The sequence below is a fragment of the Brevibacillus centrosporus genome (genome assembly GCF_046622605.1).
Classification (GTDB): Bacteria; Bacillota; Bacilli; order Brevibacillales; family Brevibacillaceae; genus Brevibacillus; species Brevibacillus centrosporus.
The window spans coordinates 3225933-3247138 of sequence record NZ_CP176856.1 but is presented as its reverse complement, the minus strand read 5'-3'; the positions used below and the strand labels follow the sequence as shown (position 1 = coordinate 3247138).

Sequence of the window (21206 nt, the reverse complement as noted above, 5' to 3'; positions counted from 1 at the left end):
CATCGGTTTTTGTTTTGTGGTAGACTTGTCGGGGGGTTATGAGGAAGGTAAGATAAAAAGAAAACCAAAAGTGATTAAAATTGGAAAGGTTTAGGGGATTGGGGATGACCAGAAAAGAAAGAATCGCAGAACTAGATCTGATTCGCTCCTTCGCTTTTCTTGCTGTTGTCTATCAGCACGTCATCGGAGTATACATAAGGCGGCCGGGAGTAGATGAACAAACTGCGATCATTTACGGGATGCTTTTTCATCTGTTGAAATTTGCCGTACCCGCGTTTATTTTCATGACTGGCTTGGTACTGTTTTATAACTATTATGAGCGGATTTCCTATTTGTCCTTCATTCGGAAAAGAGTCACAGAGATTCTGGTGCCATACGGGATTTGGTCGGCCATCTACCTGGCATTGCAAACAAGACCTCCCGAGAGTGGCTCTGAACAGGCGTGGCATATTTTGAAAAGTATCCTGACGGGAAGTGCTTCATACCATCTGTGGTTTGTCGTGATGATTTTTCAGTTTTATTTCCTGTATCCGTTTTGGCAGTCTCTCTTTCGCACCCTGCGTAAATGGGCGAGCACGAGAGGAAAAGGGATTGCCATCATTGTTTTGGTCGGACTTGTGTACAGTTTCATCGTTTGGTTTTCGGCTCGGTACATTCCTGCGCATGGTTTTCGTTTTCATCTCGCATGGATGGACACGTACTGGATCAAGTATCGCGATCGCAATGCCTTCTACTACTTCTTTTATTTCCTCATGGGAGGGATGGCTGCGGTCACACTGGGTACGTTTCGGAATGCCATCACACGATATTGGGTCTGGATCAGCGGCTGCTTTCTCCTTTTATTTGCCTATATCGGCTATGAGCTATTTCGTGATTCTGGCACTGGGCATATCAATTTAAACGTGGCGACATCCTTGAAGCCCTCCATGTTTCTTTATACCGTTGTACAGCTTTTACTCGTATACAGGATCGCTTTGTGGATTGGAGAGTGGAAGGGGAGCAAATGGTTTGCGATGCTCGGCAAATATTCCTATGGGGCCTATTTGATTCATGCCTTGGTGCTGACATATTTAATGAAAGGACTCACGGCGCTCCAGCTTTTTCATAATAGCTTGTTGGGAAGCTTCGTTGCGTTTCTCCTATGTTCGGTCTTGTCCTTTGCCATCTCGTATGGACTGGGAAGATTGCCATTTGGCGCTTGGCTGGTGGGAGCAGCAGAGAAAAAAAGAAAGACTTCGTCCGTACAACCAAAAGATTTTCCATATGCTGGCTGAGGAAAAAGGTTTTTTCTAGTTGATGGAAAATAATAGCAGATAGTGAAGGAGGAGAGAATCCACTATGCTGCTCGCCTATTTCCAGTTAGCTATATCCATGGCATTCGTTGGCATCAATATTTCGATCGGAAAGGAGATCGTCTCACACATCCCTGTATTCTTGTTTTCGGAGCTGCGGTTCCTGATTGCTCTTCTGATTCTGCTGCCACTGCTCTCCATGCGGGGAGAATGGAAGTCATCCTGGAGCAAAGAAGAGGGAGTTGTTTTGTTCTGGCAATCGTTTTTTGGGGTCTTCCTGTTCAGTATTTGCATGCTGTACGGTGTCAAATGGACGACGGCGACTTCTGCCGGGATTATTACCAGCACGGTACCGGCTTGCATCGCTCTTTTGTCTTTTTGGATTCTCAAAGAAAAGTTGCTGCGAAACAGTTTGTGGGCGATCGTGCTATCGGTATGCGGGATCGGCTTGATCACCTTTTCGGGCGAAAGTCAGGCGTTGTCCAGGATTAGCATGCTAGGGAATCTGCTTGTGTTTCTAGCTGTGATCAGTGAAGCATTGTTCACCATTTTTGCGAAGCGACTATCAGGAAAAATTACGCCGTTTCAGATGACGGCTGCAATAAATGGGATCAGCTTCGTTTTGTTTCTTCCCTTTGCGATCGCAGAAGGAATGAGCTTCTCATGGGGGAGTGTCCCAGCTACGACTTGGCTGCTCGTTGTGTACTATGCGGTGACGGCGAGTGTGCTATCCTTTTTTCTTTGGTACAAAGGAGTGGCGAAGGTCGATGCCTCGAAGGCAGGCCTGTTTACAGGGATGATGCCGATCAGTGCCGCAATCGTAGCGGTTTTGTTCCTGGAAGAAGGCTTCACGTGGTTTCACGCGTTAGGGATGCTATGCGTTCTCGGGTCTATTTACATCGGCACGAATACGAACGATAAACAAGCTGCGGCTATCACAAAAGAATAGGTGGTACGTAGAGTACCTGAGAAAAGTGTTCTGGCTCCTTGCCCAAGGCGCTTTTTTAATTGGTTGATAAACATCTGTTGCCAATTTGACAGAAGACGGCGTTCATTGTTATGCCAAAAAAGGGAAATCATAGGGGTAATTCTTGGAAGCTACTTTTCCAAATGAGGAGATATCAGCATGAAACAGTCATTTGGACGTATCGGAATGAGCTTGCGCTAGAAGAAGAGCATGAATCGATCATCGGTCAGAATCATGAGTGCCGGTTCTCTGAAACGGTAAAAAACCAGTCATTCCTGCTTAACAAGGAATGACTGGTTTTGGTTTCGGGCCGAAGAGCGTTGCCTTCTGGCTTATTTGATGGCTGCTTTTTCGAGGTCTTTGACACCGCAGTAAATCATGTCGAACAATTCGTCGATCCCGTTCTCTTCGATGCAAGAGAAGGCGACACGCAGATCCGTTTCACCGAGTGCGATCGTACCTACGCCGTATTGATCCAGCAGATGCTGGCGGAGCGTCTCGGAATCCACCGTTTTGAGCTTCAAGCACATAAAGTAGCCGGAGTTAAATGGGTAGTAGCCCCATGCATCATCGAACTTGCCGCTGTCGAGGATGTGCTTGACGCGGTTCGCACGGCCTTTCATGATATCGAACTTCTCTTGTTTTTGCGCTTGGAACTCGGGCGAATTGAGTGCATGCAAAACAAAAGTCTGGGAAGGATGCGGTCCGCTGGAAATGGTAGCGCGGATAACCCCCATGGTTTTTTGCTCCAAAGCGCTAAGCAGGTCGCTGGAAGGATCAGCAAACGTAATGAAGCCTACGCGGAAGCCCCAGACGTACTCTTCCTTGGTAGCGCCGTCCACTTTGACCGGAAGCACGCGAGGATGCAACCCGCACAGGTTCGCGAACAAGGATTCTTGCATGGAATCTTCGAAGAACAGACCAAAGTAGGCATCGTCTGTTACCGCTACGATGTTGATGCCAGCTTCTGCGCCTTCTTTTAGTGCTGCGAGGATTTCTTTGCCCTCTTCAGCACCAGGTGTATATCCGGTTGGGTTGTTGGGGAAATTCAGGACGACGATGGCTTTTCCTTTTTCTTTTTGTGCAAGGATCGCATCGCGAAGCCCAGCAGCGTTGAATTTCATGTTGTCGTTGTATAGTGGATAATGGACGATCTCGGCACCGCGGCGGATGGAGAAGGTCAGCTCGTAGTTTTCCCAGTTTTTATCTGGAATGATCACGCTATCGCCAACATCTGCAAACAAGTCAGCAACGATGCTAAGTCCATGAGTAAGAGCGTTGGTTACGATGGGGTTGCTGAACGATTGGTTCGCCAGAGAAGGCTGTTCCTCGATCATTTTTTTGCGCCAAGCGGCACGAAGCTCAGGCTTCCCAGCTGGTGGGGCGTATTCGTAAATGTCTTTCGGCTGGTAAGCGGACAGTGTATCCTGGATAACTTTCAAATGCATGGGTTGTCCGTTCTCCAACGCGATCCCGATGGTTGCATTGTATTTCTTCGCTTTCGCTTTTGCCTCGGCAGATTGGCTGAGGATTCCCTCTTTAGGGAAATAGATCAGCTTGGCTAGATTGGACAACATTTCGTAAACATGTGGATTATCACGCTGAATGGTTGCATTCAGCTGTGCTGCTAATGCGTGCATGGTAGCCTCCCTCTTCAAGTAAAACATCTGTATCGTTTACCAATAAAGATAGCGTATATGCATCCATTTGTCATCTAGAAGGGGGACGATTTTTCTGATATTTGTACGGATTTCCTTTGACAGATGAAAAAGGCTTTGCTACGTTGAAATCGTAACAGAATGGCACGGGAGGGATTTTTATGGCTGAGCGGATCATTGTTCGCTTGGGTGACCCCATTTTGCGAGAACGGTCGAAAGCAGTTTCGTCCGTCAATGCAAATACAGAAAAGATACTGAATGACATGGCGCAAACCATATACGCTGACAAAGGACGGGCTGGCCTGTCTGCCATCCAAATTGGTATTGCCAAGCGATTGATTGTGATGGACTGCGGCGACGGTCTGATCGAATTGATCAATCCGGTCATGCTTGAAATGGACGGAGAGGAAGAGGGGCCGGAAGCTTGTCTGTCGATTCCAGGAGTCGTTGGCATCGTCAAGCGGGCCACATACGTTAAAGTCCAGACTCTGAACCGCAAAGGCGAAACCATTACGCTTGTGGCAGAAGGGTTTACGGCACGCTGCTTTCAGCATGAGATGGATCATCTGGAAGGCATTTTGTTCATTGATTATGTAAATGAGCTGTACTCTGCAAAAACGGGAAAAAAATTAAAACCGCAAGACGCCAATCCGATTCTCATGCAGCAAAGACGTGTGGTTCGATAAGCGAATTGCAGGCAGGATGGGGAAAGCATGAAACAGTGGAATGTAGTGATTACAGGCTTTGGTACTGTGGGCAAACAGGCAGCGCAGCTGCTTGCACAAAGACAAGGGTATTATCGGGAGAAGTATGATGCCGATGTGCGTTTGGTCGGTGCCGTCCGCTCAACTAGCAGTCTTTATGATGTGAATGGATTGGGAGAGGAAGCGTTGCTCGAGTGGGGAGCTGCTGGGAAAAGAGGGGACAGCACCTTCTCTGGGTGCGAATTCCTCGCGTCTAGTCACGCGGATATCCTCATTGAAACCGGCCCGTCCGATCTGAAAACAGGCGGACCCGGACTGACCTACATAAAGCAGGCTCTCGAGCAAGGGATGCATGCGATCGCCGTATCAAAAGGGGCGTTGGTTGTAGACTATGCGGGTTTGTCGGCATTGGCGAAACAAAAAGGCGTCAACCTCAAGATCAGTGGCGCGACAGCAGCGGCACTTCCGACAATCGATTTGCTGCAGTACAATTTCGCTGGCTGCCAAATACTTGGGATCGAAGGCGTCTTCACAGGCACAACCAATTTTGTTCTGACCAAAATGATGGAAGAAGGCATTACGAGCGAAGAAGCCATTTTACGCGCGCAGCAGATGGGAATAGCCGAGCCGGACCCATCCTTTGATATCGATGGCTGGGATACAGCTTGCAAGGTAACGATTCTTGCCAACGCTGCATTTGATGCGCAGGTAAAGTTGAGTGACGTTTCGCGGGCAAGTGTTCGTGAGGTAACGGACGAGCAGATTGCCTCATGGAAAGCAGCGGGCTTGACGCCGAAATTGATCGGTTCCATTCAGAAAACACCGCAAGGCATAAAGGCTGCGGTAGAACTTCAGGCAGTGGACGCTGCACATCCATTTGCAACCGTTAAAGGTACCACGAAAGCGGTTCGCGTGGAGACCGATGTGATGGGGGAGCTTCTCGTTATTGGAGGAAAGTCCGATCCAGTTGCCGCCGCTGCTGCCGCTTTAAAGGATCTGGAGCATATCATAAGGGGCCAGCGCGCATACTAAGCGGGTATTCTATTACAACGGTCTGATGAGGAAGGGGATAGCAGCATGACTCAACAAAACGATGTGAGCGCTGAGATGCAACAAGTATCTGCCTATCCGACCAAGCAAAAAATGCACCAAAAAGACGTAGCGCTGCTGGAAGGGCAAGACTTTAGCTATACACCGAAACAGACGCAAAGCGCAGAAGACCAACAACAAACGTAACAAAAGAAAGCCGAGCACCCTGTGGAGAGTGACTCGGCTTTCGCTTTTTTCATTATCCGATAAATTCTTGTACCCAGTAACCGTTGATGTAGCCTACGCCGATTTTCGTGAACGATGGGTTCATGATGTTTTGACGGTGGCCTTCACTGTTCATCCATTGGTTCATGACTTCTTCAGCTGTGCGTTGACCCATAGCGATATTCTCACCAGCAGTCATAAAAGAAACACCAAACTGCTTCATCATGTCAAAAGGAGAACCGTACGTTGGGCTCGTATGGTCGAAATAGTTGTTGTTGGACATATCAGCCGCTTTTGCCTGTGCGACGTTGTTCAGGGAAGCATCCATTTCTACAGGCTTCAGACCTGCTTTTGCGCGCTCCTGGTTAACCAGATCCGCGACCTGCTTCACCACTTCAGAAGCTTGTACTTGCTGCTCCGCTTGCTTGGCAGGTGCTTGCTGAACAGGTTGTTGTTGAACGGGCTGCTTCGCAGGTGCTTGTACAGGCTGTTGCATTTGTACAGGCAGTTGATAGCCAAACTGCGGCGCGAACTTCATTTGCGGCATGTATTGAAACCACTGAGCCTGCTGTGGCATTTGAATAGGTGCTGCCGTTTTCAGTGGGCAATTCGTTGCTTCAGCGGCAGAAGCTGTGTTAGAAAAGCCGGAGAGGGCAAATCCCAATCCCAAAGTTGCGATCGCAATAGTTCCGAGGCGTTTCATATTCACATCGTCTCCTTTTTTTGGCCTACGAGGTTAGTTGACGGATTCGGGTTGAGGAAACAACCCTACGCACTATGGCGATTCACCCCATGCAGATCTCTCATCTGCAAAAAAAGATCCCCCGCACTTCCATTCGAGAGGAAGTTTCGGCTGTTTGATTTGGCATGACTCAGAATAACAGACCTTTGCGAGAGAAAGATAGGAGTAATATTTGGTAGAGACTATTGGAAATGGCTATAAACACCCATGATAATTATAGGAAGAGAGGATGAAAGAAAAACACCCTCTCATAAGAAAAGAGGGTGCTTCCACATGCTTATTCTGACTGCATTCGATCTGCATTCCAAGCCGTTAAGCCGCCTTCCAGAGCCGATGCACGATATCCTTTCTCCCTTAAAAGAGCAGCCGCTTTTTGCGCTTTGTTTCCTGATGTACATAAGGTGATGATCGTAGCGTCGGCACAGGCTTCTGCTGTTTCTTTTGGCAAAGCTTGATCCTGTTCCTTCATATGTAAGTAAGACACGTTCTTGGTAGCAAGCCCTGGTAAGTGGAGGCTGCCTGATTGATACTTCTCTACATCCCGAACATCTAGAATGATTAGCTTCGCGTTTTCTTGTAGTAACTGTTCGAATTCACGTTTGTTTATGGTAGGTTTATTCAATCGTATCACTCCTTACACTGATTGTATCAGAAGCATAAAAATATGGCATGGTGCAGTGAGCTGTTGCTTTTACTGGACAGGCATGGTAGAATAAACTTGCTACTTGAAAATCCGATCGTAATATCCACGTGCGCAGATAGAGGATCCCTTACGTTTTTTTGAATGCCCGATTCACACTGGCGCGGTCATCGGAGCCGCAAGGATGAAAGAGAGGAAGGGCTTTCGTTGTTTTAGGTTTTCAAAAGATGTACCTTACTTGACTTTGAGTTCCGTACTATACACACAAGCATATTATGCAAGAAGTAAGTAGGAATTCACATATCATGAAGGCATATCAATTCAATTGAAAGACTATTGATATTTCTTCATGATATGTGAGCTTTATTTGCTTCGGTAAATATGACTAGCATATTCAAAATTGACATTTTTGGAGGTTTTTTTAAATGCAAACGAACGGAACAGTAAAATGGTTTAATGCAGAAAAAGGTTTCGGATTTATTCAAGTAGAAGGCGGAGACGATGTATTCGTTCACTTCAGCGCGATCCAAGGCGAAGGTTTCAAAACTTTGGATGAAGGTCAACGCGTTCAATTCAACATCGTTCAAGGCAACCGTGGTCCACAAGCTGAGAATGTTGTAAAACTGTAAGTCTCCTTCTAAAAAAACTGTCCGCTCGCGGGCAGTTTTTTCTTTTTCCGCCACTACCATTTCTTTCTAATTCCGCGTATAATCGAACCCTATGAAGAAAAAAGGGGGAAGGCACGTGGAGTCATGGCTGGATCACTTGATTCGTACAGCTTCTTCGCTTCAAAAAACGATTCATATCGAGCCGATCCTCAAAGGCTTTTCTACAGATCGAAAATTCCATGTGATTTTATCTGACGGCGAACAGCGAGTGCTGCGAGTGGCGGATCGTGAGCAATGGGAGCAAAAGAAAGCAGAGTTTCAAGTTCTGCAATCTTTGCAAGCGAGAAAAGGTGTCAAAGCCTCACGACCAATTGAGCTTGGTTTAGTAGATGAGTTCGATATCTGTTTTATGGTGTTGTCGTATGTGGCAGGTGAGGATGCAAAGGATGCTCTTAGAAATTTGACTGCAGAGGAGCAGTATCGGATCGGGAAAGAAGCAGGTAGGCAGCTGGCTCTTATGCATACGATTGCCGCTCCATCCGAGGTCACAGACTGGTACCAGCGCTGCTACGAGCAAAAGCACTCCCGTTATATGGAGGCGTATCGTGCGTGTGGTCATTCCATCGCGAATGCAGATCGCATCCTGGCCTTTATTGATGAACATGCTGCAGCTCTTCAGGATACAACAAGTGTTTTTCTGCATGATGATTTTCATGTGGGAAATCTGATTGTGGCAGGCAAACATTACGCAGGAGCCATTGATTTCAATCGCTTTGATTGGGGCGATCCCGTTCACGACTTTACCAAGCTTGCGTTTTTTTCGCAGGAAATCAGCACTCCCTATAGTATCGGCCAAATCGATGGATATCATGAGCGAAAAGGGAGCATTTCGGAAATATTTTGGCTGCGGTACTGTCTCTACACAGCGATGGCGATGTTCTCTTCTTTAGTCTGGACGATTCGGGTCATTCCTCAGCAAACCCGGGAGATGCAGGAGAGAATCAAGCACATCTCGCTGCAGCATGACTTCTTTGAGCAGCTGGTTCCTGACTGGTACAAACGTATGTAAAGAAAAAAGGAATTATGGACGGACCATAATTCCTTTTCATTTGCCGTTTCTTAGAAGCAAGATTCGACTGTAACCGTCTGGAATTGGCTATCCAGTACGGAGAGACCAACCACTTGACCGCCGCCAACTGCAGTACGTCCATAGGTGGTGAGAAGAACATTGTCTCCTTCGCTATCGTTGTTGCAGCCGACAGACAGACGCACTTCATAGTGGAAGGAAGCAGGTACTGTCGCATTAAAAGCCATGCGTGTGTTTCCTGGGAGCGTTTGCGTGATATCGAGCAAAGTGCTGACAGGGTTTGTTTGCGTTACCGCATTACCCCAGTTCAGAACTTGCACACGCACCTCTACTGGATCATTGTTGAGATTGACCAGGTCCAAGTGAGCAGTGAGGGCTACGCCGAGGTTGTTTTGAAGGATACCAGTTGTACGAACGATTTGTGTCCTGTGCTTGCGTTCAGACATTCATGTCACTCCATTCTTCGTTTATTGATTCGTGGGACAATATACTTTATTTCACCTTGTCTTCATTTGTAACGGCGAACGTAATGGGACAAGGAACCATTTCTATCAGAAGGAGGGGGAGAACCATGAAAGTAGCGGACTTGTTTAGACAAAAGGACTACAGCGCCCGCTTTGAATGGGGATATGAAGGGGTGGGGCACGTGGGTGCAGCCTCCGATGTTGTGGTAATTGTCGATGTTCTTTCCTTTACGACATGTGTAGATGTTGTGATCGGAAAAGAAGGAGTGGTATTTCCCTACCGGATGAATGACGAGACAGCACGTTCCTTTGCACGAGAAAAACAGGCCATATTGGCGGGCAAGCGAGGGGAGGAGATTTCGCTTTCTCCGGCATCTCTTTCCTCCATTCCGGAAAAAACCCGTATCGTTCTTCCTTCTCCAAATGGTTCGACCTGTACGGTTCTTGCAAAACAATGTGGGGGGATCGTGATTGCAGCCTGTTTGCGCAATGCATCGGCTGTTGCAAGATTTATTCGCGACAAAGGAGGCACCGTAACGGTTATTGCGAGTGGAGAGAGATGGCCGAATGGAACACTGAGACCGGCGATCGAGGATATGATTGCAGCTGGAGCCATTTTAGACGAGCTGACAGAGCATACGTTATCCCCTGAGGCGCAAATGGCAGTCGGTGCCTTCCAGATGGCAAGAGGGCAATTGGTTGAACTACTGCAACAGTGCGGATCAGGGCAGGAGCTGATTCAAAGAGGATATCCGGAAGATGTTGCGATCGCATCTATGTACAATTGCAGCAAAGCAGTTCCAATCCTAAATCACGAGGACGCCTATCAAGCGGCTGTCACTTGAACGCTGTTAACGTTTTGCACAGGAAAAAGCCCTGATTTTTCTCCAGCACGAAGAAAAATCAGGGTTTTGAGCTTTCTAATGCTTTCTAATTACGATCCTTTAATACGGATCTTGCTCGTGTCCTTTTTCGATGGCATCTTTTACCGCCTGATGAGCATCTTTTGCCCCAAGCGGATGCATTTCTTCCCCTATTTCCATCTTGAAGCCATCCTTCATTTTGCTTTTCTCCATTAAGCCTGCCCGTAAGCGTCGGCCATAGTCTTCATCTGCTTCTTCTGCGAGTGCCATCATCTTATCCTGAATCACCTGCGGACAGATGGCGAGATCATTCACGAGGTTGTTGATTAACTCATCTTTTTCCCATTGTTCAAAATGGCGATAAGTATCGCCTGCTTGTTTGGTATTGCTTTGGCGATCGATAGACTCTCGAACCAGGTTTCCTTCCACATGTGGAGTGTACTCGGTGCCCACCTGTTCCGCTTCTTGCAATCCGCCCATGCTGGATGGCTCGTAGTTCACATGCAGGTTTTGCCCAGGAGCTTTGTCATTGTAAAAGCGTAATTGTCCGCCTTCTTGATTCGTTGCGACGCGTTTTTTGGCTGCGTTGATCGGCAGCTGCAAATAGTTGGCTCCCACACGATAACGCTGGGTATCCGAATAGGAGAAGGTTCTTCCTTGCAGCATTTTATCATCAGAGAAATCCAGTCCGTCGACCAATACGCCCGTTCCGAAGGCAGCTTGTTCTACTTCATTAAAAAAGTTCTCCGGGTTTTTATTCAGAACCATTCTGCCGACTGGACGCCAAGGGAACAGATCTTCCGGCCATAGCTTTGTATCATCGAGCGGATCGAAATCAAGCTCAGGGTGAGGGCCGTCCTCCATGATCTGTACGAGCAGTTCCCACTCGGGGTAATCTTTGCGCTCAATCGCCTCGTATAAATCCTGTGTCGCATGGTTGAAATTTTTGCCCTGAATTTCTGCCGCTTCTTTCATCGTCAAATTTTTGATGCCTTGTTTTGGCTCCCAGTGATATTTGACAAGGACACCCTTTCCTTCGTTGTTGACCCATTTGTAGGTGTTGACGCCCGAGCCTTGCATCATGCGGTAGTTAGCGGGAATGCCCCATGGCGAATACACAAAGGTCACCATATGAAAAGACTCGGGGGAATTTGCACAGAAATCGAAGAAACGGCGTGGATCCTGTATATTTGTCACGGGATCTGGACGGAAAGCATGGATCATGTCCGGAAATTTCATGGCGTCCCGGATAAAGAAGATTTTCAGGTTGTTGCCGACCAAATCCCAGTTGCCATCCTCCGTGTAGAATTTCACAGCAAATCCGCGGGGATCCCGCAGTGTTTCAGGAGAGTGAAGCCCGTGGACAACCGTTGAAAAACGCACAAAAACAGGGGTTTGCTTGCCTTTTTCCTGAAAGAGCTTTGCCCGTGTGTATTTGGAAACAGGCTCATCGCCGACCGTTCCATACGCTTCAAAGTAACCGTGAGCGCCGGCTCCACGTGCATGAACAATGCGTTCTGGCACCTTTTCTCTGTCAAAGTGACTGATTTTCTCGATAAAATCATAGTTTTCCAAGGTAGCCGGACCACGATTTCCTACTGTTCGAATATTTTGATTGTTTGTGATCGGATGCCCCTGTCTATTGGTTAAGGTGTCATCGTCAGCACGATCTGTTTGGGGGTTATTGTTCGTATCCATTGTCTTTCCTGCCTTCCTTTTTACATGTCATTCTTCGATTTCTCTTCTGTATGCTTCCCAGAAATGGAAATGTATACGCGAAAATTTTCCATTCTCTTTTTGCTTGCTCTTTTTCTTGAGAATCACGGAATGCCCAGATGGACATCGGACAGAATAAGAGATGTTTGGCAGTCAAAAGGAAGGTGTGACAGGATGAACCAACGTACGCTTGCGGCACATGAGTCTCTGGAAATACATGAAGCTCTCAATCTAAAGACGCTAAGTTTGGCCAAGTCGAAGCTGATGCAAGGTCTCGTATTTGATCAGGAGTTAAAAGCTCTGATGCAAAAAGACGTGGAGCAGTCATTAGAAGCCATAGCCGAGCTCCAGGCGCTGTATCAACGTTCGCCATTTCAAGCACCGGTGCCTCAAAATCGTCCGACCCCCATTATAAATTGAAGGTGAGAAACGATGAATAACGATTATCAGGATCCTATCAACTCGCTGCATATGCCGGAGCTGGCGGATATGACGTTTGCCATGGACTTTCTTATTCGTGCCAAAGAAGGGGTCCGAAACACCGCGTTTGCTCTCACAGAAACGGTGTCACAAGAAGCGCGCGCTGTATTGCGCAAGCAGCTGCATCAAGCGATAGCGCTTCATCAAGAAATAGCAGAGCTGATGATCAGGAAAAAATGGTTTCATCCTTATGAACTCAACGAGCAATATCAGTTGGATCAGCTTTCTGCATGGAACACGATCAAGATCGGGCAAATGAATCTGTTCCCTGGGGATACATCAAGGAAAGGTATGTTCGATCAAGCACCAGATGAACAGGGGATGGGGAGGGACAATGCATGAAGGCTGTTACTTATCAGGGCGTTAAGAACATTGCAGTGAAAGAGGTTCCTGATCCAAAGATCGAGAAGCCGGATGATATGATCGTCAAACTCACAAGTACAGCTATTTGTGGCTCTGACCTGCACCTTATCCATGGGATGATTCCCAACCTGCAGCAGGATTACATCATCGGTCATGAACCGATGGGAATCGTGGAGGAGGTAGGTCCTGGCGTCACCAAGCTGAAAAAAGGGGATCGCGTCATCATCCCGTTCAATATCGCTTGCGGTGAGTGCTTTTATTGCAAAAACCAATTAGAGAGCCAATGCGACAATTCGAATCAAAATGGGGACATGGGTGCTTACTTTGGCTATAGCGGAACCACGGGCGGATACCCGGGTGGACAAGCAGAATATTTACGGGTGCCCTTTGCAAATTTTACACATTTCAAGCTGCCGGAAAGCTGTGAGGTAGAGGATGAAAAGCTATGCTTGATCGCCGATGCCATGACAACGGCGTATTGGAGCGTAGACAATGCTGGCGTAAAGAACGGGGATACAGTCATCGTTTTGGGGTGCGGTCCGGTTGGTCTGCTTGCGCAAAAATTTTGCTGGCTAAAGGGCGCAAAACGGGTGATTGCCGTTGATTACGTCGATTATCGTCTACAGCATGCGAAGCGTACGAATCAGGTAGAAATTGTAAACTTCGAGCAAGAGCCAAACATCGGCAACCATCTGAAAGAGATGACAAAGGGTGGGGCAGACGTTGTGATAGACGCTGTAGGAATGGATGGGAAAATGTCAGATTTGGAGTTTCTGGCTAGCGGCTTAAAGCTTCAAGGAGGAGCGGTGGGGGCTGTAGTCATCGCATCTCAAGCCGTGCGAAAGGGGGGGACAATCCAAATTACCGGTGTGTACGGTGGGCGCTATAATGCATTTCCTTTGGGGGACATTATGCAAAGAAACATCAACATTCGCTCTGGACAAGCACCTGTCATCCACTATATGCCTTACATGTATGAGCTCATCACTACTGGTAAAGTAGATCCAGGCGACATCATCACTCATGTCATCCCTTTGCACGAAGCGAAGCGCGGGTACGAGGTTTTCGATACGAAAACGGACAATTGCATCAAAGTCATATTGAAACCTTAATGAACAGGAGCAGGTGAATGCCATGCCATACGGATTGCACGAGCAGCTGGAGGTTCATGAGATCGCTACATTTAAGACGATCTGCATGACCAAATCCAAAACAATGCAGGCTATAGTTTCTGATGACGCGTTAAGACAGCTTTTGGCAGATGACGTTGATGTGTCGACTAGACAGCTTGAGGAGCTCAGTGAAATTCTTTCCAAGGCGAGCACGAGGGAGGGGATCGAATCATGACTGGCTTTCTACAAAATTTAACTGGATTGGGTGGAATGACCGATCAAGTTGTGGCCATGGACTTTTTACTGGCAGCCAAAAGCGGAGTGAGAAACTACGCAATGGCCCTGACTGAAGCGGGAAGCCCTGAAATAAAAGCCATTCTTACGAAGCACTTGGATGAAGCGATAGATATGCACGAAAAAATCAGCCAATACATGATGGAGCGTGGCTGGTACGATCCTTGGGACGTGGAAGAGCAGCGAAAACTGGACCAGCAAAACATTCAGACGGCATTAAACCTGATGTAAAGCGCCCCCTAAGGGTGCTTTTTTCATGGTGAATATCTTGTGGAAAGACTCTTGCCATTTACTCACGAATCTTGCATAATAAGAACATAAGTTCGCGTTATGTGGAGGGTTTGGAATGGCTAGAGAATCTTCACAAGAAGCAGAGTATCCTGCTGCCGGATCAATGGCGGCATTTGTGGAGCGACCGGTTGTCGCGGAAGACGATTTTGGAGAAATGTGCTTTCGTATCTATGACAGCACGCAATACAGCTATCCGATCCATATCAAATGGTTCGAAAAAGCGGCAGGTGTCTATGGAACCGTAAACGGTGCATGGGGGCTTGTGCGCGAAATTGATGTAGAGCATTATTCGGTCAAACTTGTGAATCAGGATGACTCACGCTGGATTCGAGTAAAAGATATCGTGAGCGTCACGAAATAGGGAAAAATCCGCCCTGCCTATCCTCACCTGCGTTTTTCCGAGCGCATACGATGGAGGATAAGGTGGTGATACACAATGGGTTATTCGTTGGCTGACTGGATGATCTATACGATCTGGGCGATTTTTGGACTTATGATCATCGATTTTCTGATCGTGTTGTTCCGTTCCTTTTGGCAAGGCTCATTTGACCCAGGCTTTGTATTGGGTTATCTGAAGGATATTTTGTACTACATTTTGCCATTAAACGTCCTAGTGTCCATGACCTCAATTGATCCCACCGGATATACGTTATTGGTCTTCTACTTCATCGGAGGACTTGCGGTAATGATCAAATACATTCTCGACATAAAAAAACGCTTTGAATGAAGCTGGGAGCAGTCTTCCTTTGGGGAAGGCTGTTTTTTTGCGGATACCGAGTTGGTTTCTTTTTCGATCCGAGACATGATTTGGATGGAAATCCGAATATAGTGGTAAAGAATCACTCATCGGGGAAAGTGCACCGATGGGTGGACGTGGCACCACGAGGCTTGTCTCCTCATACAATAATCCAAATATTTCGCAAAAGGAGTTGGTGCCATGAGGAGATATCAGTGGATTCGGTGGCGAAAAATCCTCCTCTGGCTCGGAATCATTGCCGCAGTCTTGATTATTTTGACAGTGGGTGGACCGACTTACTGGGCGGTCGCCTGGGGGATTGTAACTCTTCTCTTTCAGCTGCTTTTTGCGATTGTCTTTATCATCATTCAGTTTGTCGCGCTTTTTTGGTTCCTGGCACGTGGCCGTACGTACTGGATTCTACCGGGGGAAACAGGCTCGACCTGGGATGATTACCGGGGGAATCCCGAGATTGTGGAAAATGCGAAACGGATCGTGACCTTGCTCAAGGGTGTCAAAGAATTTAAAGAAATGGGCGGAGAGGCCATCCGCGGGCTGCTCCTCTGCGGGCCGCCAGGTACAGGGAAATCGTATTTGGCGCAAGTTATCGCCAACGAGGCACAAGTTCCTTTTGCGTATGCTTCGGCTCCCAGCTTTCAAAACATGTTCTTTGGTGTGGGGAATCTGAAAGTGATGGGGCTGTACAGAAAAGCGAGAAAGCGGGCAACCGAATACGGGGCATGCATTATTTTCATTGACGAGATCGATGCCATCGGGATGAAACGGCAAGGGGGCGGGATGGGCGCAGGTGGGATGCTCGGGATGGGAGGAGCAGGGCTATTAAATGAACTGCTGCTGCAAATGGACCCTCCAAACATCGATAGCACCAAAATCGCGAAGCTGCTGCGGTCGCTGGGTCTTCGTCGGAAAAAAGCGGAACGACCGCCTGTCATGACCATTGCTGCGACGAACCTCCCGGATGTACTGGATTCCGCTTTGCTGCGACCAGGACGTTTTGACCGACAGCTCTGGGTGGATTCCCCTGACTACGACGGACGGATCGATGTTTTTCAATACTATCTCAAAAAGGTGAAGCACGATGAGACGTTAACACCTGAAAAGGCTGCATTGGATACGATCGGGTACAGCCCGGCGCAGATCAAGCATATCGTGAATGAGTCCGTTGTCATCGCCCATCAGCGGGGGGCGCAGGTCACCAACTACGAGGATTTTCGGGCAGCCATGGAGACGTATGAATGGGGGATCGCCCAGCCTCTGCGTTCCATGAGTGAGGACGAAAAACGCAACGTCGCGTACCACGAAGCGGGTCATGCGGTCGCCCAATTTTTATTGAAGCCTCATGAACGCGTCTGGAAGGTAACGATCATTCGACGTGGCGGGGCACTCGGTTTGGCTGCTACCAAACCGACGCATGAACGATATAACCGCAGTGACAGCGAGATCTTGGCGGAAATCCAGGTTTGTCTCGCTGCCAGAGCAGTCGAAGAGGAATTTTTGCAGAAAAAGCTGAACGGGGTTACCTCCGATCTGCATCGGGCGACAGAGCTGGCTGGTGCCTATCTCGGGATTGTGGGGATGGGGGATGAGTTGTTCAGCTGGTTGGCTACCGGTTCACGTGTAGACGGTCTGAAATCACTGCGTCCGAAAATTAACGAACTTTTGCAGGACCAAATGCTCCAAGTGAAAAAACTGGTACGGGACTATTCCGACTTCGTCCATGCGATCGCAGAGGAACTGTTGAAGCGCGGCGATCTGACTGGAGAAGAAATCGAATAGCTGCATGAGCAATTGTACGGGCAGGGGAAATCGGTCTCGGCGGAAGAGGAGCAAAACCAGTAAGATCCAGGAAAAAGCGAGCTTCTCCCGGTTTATAGTCGGGGAAAGCTCGCCTTTTTCATGGGGGGCAGATGGTGCATAAGCTTCCCGACGGGGTATCCTTGGAAGAAGGGGCACTGGTAGAACCGACGGTAGTAGCTATGCAAGCCGTTCGTCAAAGCAAGCTGAAAGTGGGAGATAAAGTTGCCATCTTTGGCGCTGGTCCCATCGGTTTACTTACCTTGCTTGCAGCAAAGGCCGCGGGTGCTTCTGAAATTGTCATGGTGGACGTGTCCGAGGAACGATTGGCTAAGGCAAAAGAATTGGGAGCTGCTTACATCTTGAATGCAGCTACAGAGGATACAGTTCAAGCAATCGTGTCCCTGACAGGCAAGTTTAGATTGCCTATGAAGCAGCGGGGGCGCAGCCGACATTCTCCAACGCGATTTCTGTTTTGAAAAGAGGCGGAGATCTCATGTTCATTGCAGCTTTCACGAAGCCAGTGGAGCTGGACATGAGCCTCGTCATGATCAAGGAATTGAATGTAACATCGACATTGGCCTATCGTCACGTTTTCCCAGAAGTCATCAATCTGATGGCATCCGGCCGACTGGACGTCAAGAGCGTCATCACTAAAAAGATCGAGCTGACCCAAATCGTCGATGAGGGGCTGGAGCTGTTGATCAAGGATAACGAATTTGCCATCAAGGCAAAGCATGAGTCAAAGCGGGCAGGATATCGTTCTTGCCTGCTTTTTGCGTCTTTCATGGCAAGGGCAGGGATAATCAGGAAACCACTCACAAAGGGGGAATGGCGTATTCATTTGGACAAACTAACCGAAGCAAATTCATGTACGAAAGGAAAGTGAACATGCGAATCAGGGTGATTTGTTTATTCATCGTCCTCATGCTTGGAGTCTTCGGCTGTAGCCCGTCCGGACAGTCTCGTCAGCAAGCACTTCCCCAGAGTGAGGCACCCAAGGCAAAAGTGAACAATATTTCAAACAAGAGCAGTATTTTACTTGGATGGAATGCTTTTGGAACCACCGACATTTACATTGAACAGAACAACGCTTCTCCCGAGATGAATGTGGTCTCTCCACGATGGTTTAGTCTGGATGAAGAACGGATTGTTTCTGGTGAGGCGGATCAGCGCTACATCGAATGGGCGCATGGTGCCGGTAGAAAGGTGTGGGCCTTTTTCGGCAATCAGTTCAATGCAGAGCTGACAGACAAGATGATTGGGAAGCGGGACAACCACAAAAAGATTGCCGAGATGCTGAAGGAAAAGCTCGTCCCCGCGAAAATAGATGGAGTCAATGTAGACTTTGAAAATATCAATCCGAAAAACAAGGACGACTTCGTTCACTTCGTCAAGGAACTCAAATCAACGCTAGGCCCACACGGAATTGTGATTTCGGTAGATGTCACTCGGGAAAACCCGGATCCGTTCTGGTCGGGAAGCTACGATAGGAAAGCTTTGGGGAAAACAGCGGATTATATCGTCATGATGGGCTACGACGAAGATTTGGGCGGGGGAGAAAAAGTAGGCTCGGTGGCTTCGCTAAGTTGGGTAGAGGAAGGGATACAGCTTCTCATGAAGGATGTTCCTTCTGAAAAAATCATTCTCGCGATTCCCTTTTACACGAGAGAATGGGTGACGAATCTCCAAACCAACCAGTCTATTCGCTTTGACCGCAATATGATTGAAACCGAGCAGATTTTGATGGACAAGAAGCTGGATAAAAAATACGATCCGAAAACGAAGCAAAACTATGTGGAATTTATTGAAAACGGGGAGAAGCACCAGATCTGGGTGGAGGATGAAACCTCGCTGAAGAATCGTTTGGATTTGGTGAAGAAGTACAACCTCAGAGGCTCCGCCGTCTGGTATGTAGGGCAAGAGATTCCAGGCATATGGACGATTTTTCGTTAAGGAAAAAGGAGGCATCAATTAGCCAGCAGTGGCGTTGATGCTTTTCTTTTTGAAAAAAATCCCAAAAGCTTATGTCCAAAATATGATATGTAACAGGTTTGTAACACGATCGGTTGGATAATGCAGGTAAATGTTGAACGGTGTCGAAACCATTACGAATAAGTCTGTCTGGTTGGAACGAACCTCCTTGGTCAGGCGCCTAAACAGAAAATCGATCCCTGAAAAGGAGTACGGTCACATGATTCATTCTGATAGCAACGGTCGAGCACCACAGCAAGCCAGTGCGATAGGTCAAATCCTGCTGGACGATCATCCTGAAGTGCTCTCTCAAATACAAATGATAAATATGACTTCCAAGGATTTGGAATTGATCGCAAAATTACGTCCGGTGGTAGTCTCCCAAATTGATCGAATCACGTCTTCTTTTTATGAGGCGATCCTCGATGTAGATTCTCTAAAGCAAACGGTAACAAAATTCACGACGGTAGAGAGGCTGCGGCAAACTTTATCCAATCACTTGATTGAGATGTTTGAGGGCAAAATCGATTCAGCCTTTATTGAGAAACGTCTTAAAATTGCGATGGTTCACCAAAAGATTGGGCTCCCGCCAAAGTGGTACATGGGTTCGTTCCAAAATTTACTGAACACGCTGCTCCAGATCATCCATGAGCAGTCAGGTATACTTTTGGAAACAGAGGGACTTCGTGAAGCCGTTACCAAGCTGCTTAGCTTCGAACAGCAAATCGTACTGGAGGCCTACGAAAACCAAAACCGCTTGGAAGAGCAGCAAGCCAAAGCGATCATCGAGTACCAGGCCCTTCATGATGAGCTGACGGGATTGCCGAATCGACGAATGTTTCATCAGGCGTTATCGCAAGCGATTGAGCGCTACCGTGAAGAGCCTACGCCCTTTGCCGTGTTTGTGATGGACATCGACCGGTTTAAATTGATTAACGACTCATTAGGTCATACATACGGTGATCGTTTCCTGCAGGAAGTGAGCAATCGGGTCCGTGAGTGCGCAGAGGGTTATCCTGTGACGATCGCTCGTTTGGGAGGAGATGAATTCACACTCATCCTGGAAAACTGCGAGGAACCTTCTCTGGCGGCAGAGCTTGCTGGAAAGCTCGTGAAGGCAATTGAAGTGCCGTATCGGTTGCAAAATAACGATTACTACGTTTCGGCAAGTATTGGTATCGCCATTTACCCGACGCATTGTGCAAGCGAGGAAGATCTGCTCAAAAATGCGGATACGGCTATGTATGAAGTCAAAAAGAACGGTAAAAACGGGTATCAGTTTTTCTCTCCGGTGTTGGATGAGCAGCTGCTTCTGAGAATTGAACTGGAGAGTGATTTGCGCAAAGCCGTGCAGCGTCAAGAGCTGGAGCTGTATTACCAGCCGCAGTTTCAGACGGGCAGCTACAGCATGATTGGCATTGAAGCGCTGGTCCGTTGGCGCCATCCCACGAAAGGGCTGCTTTCCCCGGGTGTCTTCATTTCCATTGCGGAAGAGACAGGCCTTATTTACGAGATCGGGACCTGGACTTTGCACGAGGCATGCCGGCAGATGAAGGAATGGCATTTGGCAGGAGGGCCTTTGATCCCGGTATCGGTCAATCTGTCTTCCCGCCAATTCCACCAGTCCAATCTAGTGGCGTACATCCGCGAGATTTTGCAGGAGACTGGTCTGGAGCCGCAGTATCTCGAGCTCGAAATAACAGAGAGCATGATGATGGACGCAGCAGTATCTGCGGAGATTCTCAGAGAGCTGGATGAGTTTGGGGTAAAAATCAGCCTGGACGATTTTGGAACGGGATACAGCTCCCTTAGCTATCTGAAGCAATTCCCGATTCACAAGCTCAAAATCGACCGTTCGTTTATTTCGGATATTACGAGAAATGCCAGTGATCAGGCGATTGTCGCGACGATTATTTCCATGGCTAAGCATTTGAATATGGAAGTGATCGCAGAAGGGATTGAAACAAAAGGGCAGCTTGATTTTCTCACGGAAAACTCCTGCCAGGAAATCCAGGGCTATTATTTTAGCCGTCCGCTGCCTGCACAGGAAGTGGAAGCAGCTTTCTTCACTCCTTACCGCCTGGACCATACATGGACAACATTTCGAGAAGTTTAGAAAAGGGAAGATTCGACATTCAAGCGATTT

26 protein-coding genes and 1 riboswitch are annotated in these 21206 nt (G+C 47.8%); of the genes, 21 read left to right on the top strand and 5 right to left on the bottom strand.

Features of this window, described 5'->3' with window-relative positions:
• Positions 1-104 precede the first annotated feature (104 nt).
• From ACLIN2_RS16395 to ACLIN2_RS16385, 3 genes are all read left to right on the top strand, one after another.
• A complete protein-coding gene (locus ACLIN2_RS16395; protein ID WP_411501582.1) occupies positions 105-1274 on the top strand; it encodes an acyltransferase in 1170 nt (389 codons plus the stop codon).
• Between the two features lie 64 nt (positions 1275-1338).
• A complete protein-coding gene (locus ACLIN2_RS16390; RefSeq protein WP_411501581.1) occupies positions 1339-2241 on the top strand; it encodes a DMT family transporter in 903 nt (300 codons plus the stop codon).
• A 161-nt stretch (positions 2242-2402) separates the two neighbouring features.
• Entirely contained in the window at positions 2403-2552 is a 150-nt protein-coding gene (locus tag ACLIN2_RS16385; RefSeq protein ID WP_170184400.1) for a hypothetical protein, read from the top strand.
• A 39-nt stretch (positions 2553-2591) separates the two neighbouring features.
• Here the strand turns inward: ACLIN2_RS16385 and ACLIN2_RS16380 are convergent, their stop codons facing one another.
• Positions 2592-3899, bottom strand: a complete 1308-nt coding sequence (locus ACLIN2_RS16380) for an aminotransferase class I/II-fold pyridoxal phosphate-dependent enzyme (protein ID WP_411501580.1) — start codon at positions 3897-3899, stop codon at positions 2592-2594.
• Between the two features lie 179 nt (positions 3900-4078).
• Here ACLIN2_RS16380 and def point away from each other — a divergent pair, with 179 nt between their 5' ends.
• From def to ACLIN2_RS16365, 3 genes are read left to right on the top strand one after another with little or no spacing between them, the layout of a single operon-like run.
• Complete coding sequence (def, locus tag ACLIN2_RS16375; protein WP_411501579.1) at positions 4079-4603, top strand: peptide deformylase; 525 nt, start codon at positions 4079-4081, stop codon at positions 4601-4603.
• Positions 4604-4630: 27 nt separating this feature from the next.
• The gene (locus ACLIN2_RS16370) at positions 4631-5653 is read left to right on the top strand and encodes a homoserine dehydrogenase (RefSeq protein ID WP_411501578.1); all 1023 of its coding nucleotides are present in this window, start codon (positions 4631-4633) and stop codon (positions 5651-5653) included.
• Positions 5654-5698: 45 nt separating this feature from the next.
• Positions 5699-5857 (top strand): hypothetical protein, encoded by a 159-nt coding sequence (locus tag ACLIN2_RS16365; protein WP_170184399.1) that lies wholly within the window; start codon positions 5699-5701, stop codon positions 5855-5857.
• A 52-nt stretch (positions 5858-5909) separates the two neighbouring features.
• On the opposite strand, the gene ACLIN2_RS16360 is transcribed toward ACLIN2_RS16365, so the two are convergent.
• Both ACLIN2_RS16360 and ACLIN2_RS16355 read right to left on the bottom strand, forming a co-directional pair.
• Entirely contained in the window at positions 5910-6578 is a 669-nt protein-coding gene (locus tag ACLIN2_RS16360; RefSeq protein WP_411501577.1) for a CAP domain-containing protein, read from the bottom strand.
• 7 nt (positions 6579-6585) lie between these two features.
• A riboswitch (cyclic di-AMP (ydaO/yuaA leader) is annotated at positions 6586-6740 on the bottom strand.
• A 154-nt stretch (positions 6741-6894) separates the two neighbouring features.
• Positions 6895-7248 (bottom strand): rhodanese-like domain-containing protein, encoded by a 354-nt coding sequence (locus ACLIN2_RS16355; protein ID WP_411501576.1) that lies wholly within the window; start codon positions 7246-7248, stop codon positions 6895-6897.
• Positions 7249-7682: 434 nt separating this feature from the next.
• On the opposite strand from ACLIN2_RS16355, the gene ACLIN2_RS16350 reads away from it, so the two are divergent.
• On the top strand, positions 7683-7886 hold the full coding sequence (locus ACLIN2_RS16350) for a cold-shock protein (protein WP_055744215.1): 204 nt from the start codon (positions 7683-7685) through the stop codon (positions 7884-7886).
• Between the two features lie 115 nt (positions 7887-8001).
• On the top strand, positions 8002-8934 hold the full coding sequence (locus ACLIN2_RS16345; protein ID WP_122959350.1) for a phosphotransferase family protein: 933 nt from the start codon (positions 8002-8004) through the stop codon (positions 8932-8934).
• 50 nt (positions 8935-8984) lie between these two features.
• On the opposite strand, the gene ACLIN2_RS16340 is transcribed toward ACLIN2_RS16345, so the two are convergent.
• Positions 8985-9398, bottom strand: a complete 414-nt coding sequence (locus ACLIN2_RS16340; protein WP_246071156.1) for a hypothetical protein — start codon at positions 9396-9398, stop codon at positions 8985-8987.
• Positions 9399-9523: 125 nt separating this feature from the next.
• On the opposite strand from ACLIN2_RS16340, the gene ACLIN2_RS16335 reads away from it, so the two are divergent.
• Complete coding sequence (locus tag ACLIN2_RS16335; RefSeq protein ID WP_411501575.1) at positions 9524-10261, top strand: 2-phosphosulfolactate phosphatase; 738 nt, start codon at positions 9524-9526, stop codon at positions 10259-10261.
• Positions 10262-10360: 99 nt separating this feature from the next.
• Here ACLIN2_RS16335 and ACLIN2_RS16330 read toward each other — a convergent pair whose 3' ends face one another.
• A complete protein-coding gene (locus ACLIN2_RS16330) occupies positions 10361-11977 on the bottom strand; it encodes a catalase (RefSeq protein ID WP_411501574.1) in 1617 nt (538 codons plus the stop codon).
• Between the two features lie 192 nt (positions 11978-12169).
• On the opposite strand from ACLIN2_RS16330, the gene ACLIN2_RS16325 reads away from it, so the two are divergent.
• The 12 genes from ACLIN2_RS16325 to ACLIN2_RS16270 all read left to right on the top strand — a co-directional run bounded on the left by ACLIN2_RS16325 (position 12170) and on the right by ACLIN2_RS16270 (position 21176).
• Positions 12170-12415, top strand: coding sequence for a spore gernimation protein GerQ (locus ACLIN2_RS16325; RefSeq protein ID WP_400586230.1), 246 nt, complete (start codon positions 12170-12172; stop codon positions 12413-12415).
• Between the two features lie 12 nt (positions 12416-12427).
• A complete protein-coding gene (locus tag ACLIN2_RS16320) occupies positions 12428-12817 on the top strand; it encodes a spore coat protein (RefSeq protein WP_092266947.1) in 390 nt (129 codons plus the stop codon).
• The gene (locus ACLIN2_RS16315) at positions 12814-13950 is read left to right on the top strand and encodes a zinc-dependent alcohol dehydrogenase (protein WP_411501573.1); all 1137 of its coding nucleotides are present in this window, start codon (positions 12814-12816) and stop codon (positions 13948-13950) included. The genes ACLIN2_RS16320 and ACLIN2_RS16315 overlap by 4 nt, the downstream gene beginning before the upstream one ends.
• Before the next feature lie 22 nt (positions 13951-13972).
• Positions 13973-14185, top strand: a complete 213-nt coding sequence (locus ACLIN2_RS16310) for a hypothetical protein (protein ID WP_411501572.1) — start codon at positions 13973-13975, stop codon at positions 14183-14185.
• The gene (locus tag ACLIN2_RS16305) at positions 14182-14475 is read left to right on the top strand and encodes a spore coat protein (RefSeq protein WP_411501571.1); all 294 of its coding nucleotides are present in this window, start codon (positions 14182-14184) and stop codon (positions 14473-14475) included. Before ACLIN2_RS16310 ends, ACLIN2_RS16305 begins: the two co-directional genes overlap by 4 nt.
• Positions 14476-14590: 115 nt before the next feature.
• Positions 14591-14896 carry a hypothetical protein gene (locus ACLIN2_RS16300; protein ID WP_092266951.1) on the top strand — a complete coding sequence of 102 codons (306 nt, stop codon included), beginning with the start codon at positions 14591-14593 and terminating at the stop codon, positions 14894-14896.
• A 75-nt stretch (positions 14897-14971) separates the two neighbouring features.
• The gene (locus tag ACLIN2_RS16295; RefSeq protein WP_092266952.1) at positions 14972-15262 is read left to right on the top strand and encodes a hypothetical protein; all 291 of its coding nucleotides are present in this window, start codon (positions 14972-14974) and stop codon (positions 15260-15262) included.
• Positions 15263-15472: 210 nt separating this feature from the next.
• The gene (locus ACLIN2_RS16290) at positions 15473-17068 is read left to right on the top strand and encodes an AAA family ATPase (protein WP_411501570.1); all 1596 of its coding nucleotides are present in this window, start codon (positions 15473-15475) and stop codon (positions 17066-17068) included.
• Positions 17069-17202: 134 nt separating this feature from the next.
• Positions 17203-17565 (top strand): zinc-binding dehydrogenase, encoded by a 363-nt coding sequence (locus ACLIN2_RS16285; RefSeq protein ID WP_411501569.1) that lies wholly within the window; start codon positions 17203-17205, stop codon positions 17563-17565.
• On the top strand, positions 17562-17975 hold the full coding sequence (locus ACLIN2_RS16280; protein WP_411501568.1) for a hypothetical protein: 414 nt from the start codon (positions 17562-17564) through the stop codon (positions 17973-17975). Before ACLIN2_RS16285 ends, ACLIN2_RS16280 begins: the two co-directional genes overlap by 4 nt.
• A 2-nt stretch (positions 17976-17977) precedes the next feature.
• Entirely contained in the window at positions 17978-19042 is a 1065-nt protein-coding gene (locus ACLIN2_RS16275; protein WP_411501567.1) for a glycosyl hydrolase family 18 protein, read from the top strand.
• 238 nt (positions 19043-19280) lie between these two features.
• The gene (locus ACLIN2_RS16270; protein ID WP_411501566.1) at positions 19281-21176 is read left to right on the top strand and encodes a putative bifunctional diguanylate cyclase/phosphodiesterase; all 1896 of its coding nucleotides are present in this window, start codon (positions 19281-19283) and stop codon (positions 21174-21176) included.
• Positions 21177-21206 lie beyond the last annotated feature (30 nt).

Excerpts from the sequence above, each read along its gene's own strand:
- ACLIN2_RS16395 (WP_411501582.1), top strand. The coding sequence starts at position 105 with ATGACCAGAAAAGAAAGAATCGCAGAACTAGATCTGATTCGCTCCTTC.
- ACLIN2_RS16390 (WP_411501581.1), top strand. The coding sequence starts at position 1,339 with ATGCTGCTCGCCTATTTCCAGTTAGCTATATCCATGGCATTCGTTGGC.
- ACLIN2_RS16385 (WP_170184400.1), top strand. The coding sequence starts at position 2,403 with ATGAGGAGATATCAGCATGAAACAGTCATTTGGACGTATCGGAATGAG.
- ACLIN2_RS16380 (WP_411501580.1), bottom strand. The coding sequence starts at position 3,899 with ATGCACGCATTAGCAGCACAGCTGAATGCAACCATTCAGCGTGATAAT.
- def (WP_411501579.1), top strand. The coding sequence starts at position 4,079 with ATGGCTGAGCGGATCATTGTTCGCTTGGGTGACCCCATTTTGCGAGAA.
- ACLIN2_RS16370 (WP_411501578.1), top strand. The coding sequence starts at position 4,631 with ATGAAACAGTGGAATGTAGTGATTACAGGCTTTGGTACTGTGGGCAAA.
- ACLIN2_RS16365 (WP_170184399.1), top strand. The coding sequence starts at position 5,699 with ATGACTCAACAAAACGATGTGAGCGCTGAGATGCAACAAGTATCTGCC.
- ACLIN2_RS16360 (WP_411501577.1), bottom strand. The coding sequence starts at position 6,578 with ATGAAACGCCTCGGAACTATTGCGATCGCAACTTTGGGATTGGGATTT.
- ACLIN2_RS16350 (WP_055744215.1), top strand. The coding sequence starts at position 7,683 with ATGCAAACGAACGGAACAGTAAAATGGTTTAATGCAGAAAAAGGTTTC.
- ACLIN2_RS16340 (WP_246071156.1), bottom strand. The coding sequence starts at position 9,398 with ATGTCTGAACGCAAGCACAGGACACAAATCGTTCGTACAACTGGTATC.
- ACLIN2_RS16335 (WP_411501575.1), top strand. The coding sequence starts at position 9,524 with ATGAAAGTAGCGGACTTGTTTAGACAAAAGGACTACAGCGCCCGCTTT.
- ACLIN2_RS16330 (WP_411501574.1), bottom strand. The coding sequence starts at position 11,977 with ATGGATACGAACAATAACCCCCAAACAGATCGTGCTGACGATGACACC.
- ACLIN2_RS16325 (WP_400586230.1), top strand. The coding sequence starts at position 12,170 with ATGAACCAACGTACGCTTGCGGCACATGAGTCTCTGGAAATACATGAA.
- ACLIN2_RS16320 (WP_092266947.1), top strand. The coding sequence starts at position 12,428 with ATGAATAACGATTATCAGGATCCTATCAACTCGCTGCATATGCCGGAG.
- ACLIN2_RS16315 (WP_411501573.1), top strand. The coding sequence starts at position 12,814 with ATGAAGGCTGTTACTTATCAGGGCGTTAAGAACATTGCAGTGAAAGAG.
- ACLIN2_RS16310 (WP_411501572.1), top strand. The coding sequence starts at position 13,973 with ATGCCATACGGATTGCACGAGCAGCTGGAGGTTCATGAGATCGCTACA.
- ACLIN2_RS16305 (WP_411501571.1), top strand. The coding sequence starts at position 14,182 with ATGACTGGCTTTCTACAAAATTTAACTGGATTGGGTGGAATGACCGAT.
- ACLIN2_RS16300 (WP_092266951.1), top strand. The coding sequence starts at position 14,591 with ATGGCTAGAGAATCTTCACAAGAAGCAGAGTATCCTGCTGCCGGATCA.
- ACLIN2_RS16295 (WP_092266952.1), top strand. The coding sequence starts at position 14,972 with ATGGGTTATTCGTTGGCTGACTGGATGATCTATACGATCTGGGCGATT.
- ACLIN2_RS16290 (WP_411501570.1), top strand. The coding sequence starts at position 15,473 with ATGAGGAGATATCAGTGGATTCGGTGGCGAAAAATCCTCCTCTGGCTC.
- ACLIN2_RS16275 (WP_411501567.1), top strand. The coding sequence starts at position 17,978 with ATGCGAATCAGGGTGATTTGTTTATTCATCGTCCTCATGCTTGGAGTC.
- ACLIN2_RS16270 (WP_411501566.1), top strand. The coding sequence starts at position 19,281 with ATGATTCATTCTGATAGCAACGGTCGAGCACCACAGCAAGCCAGTGCG.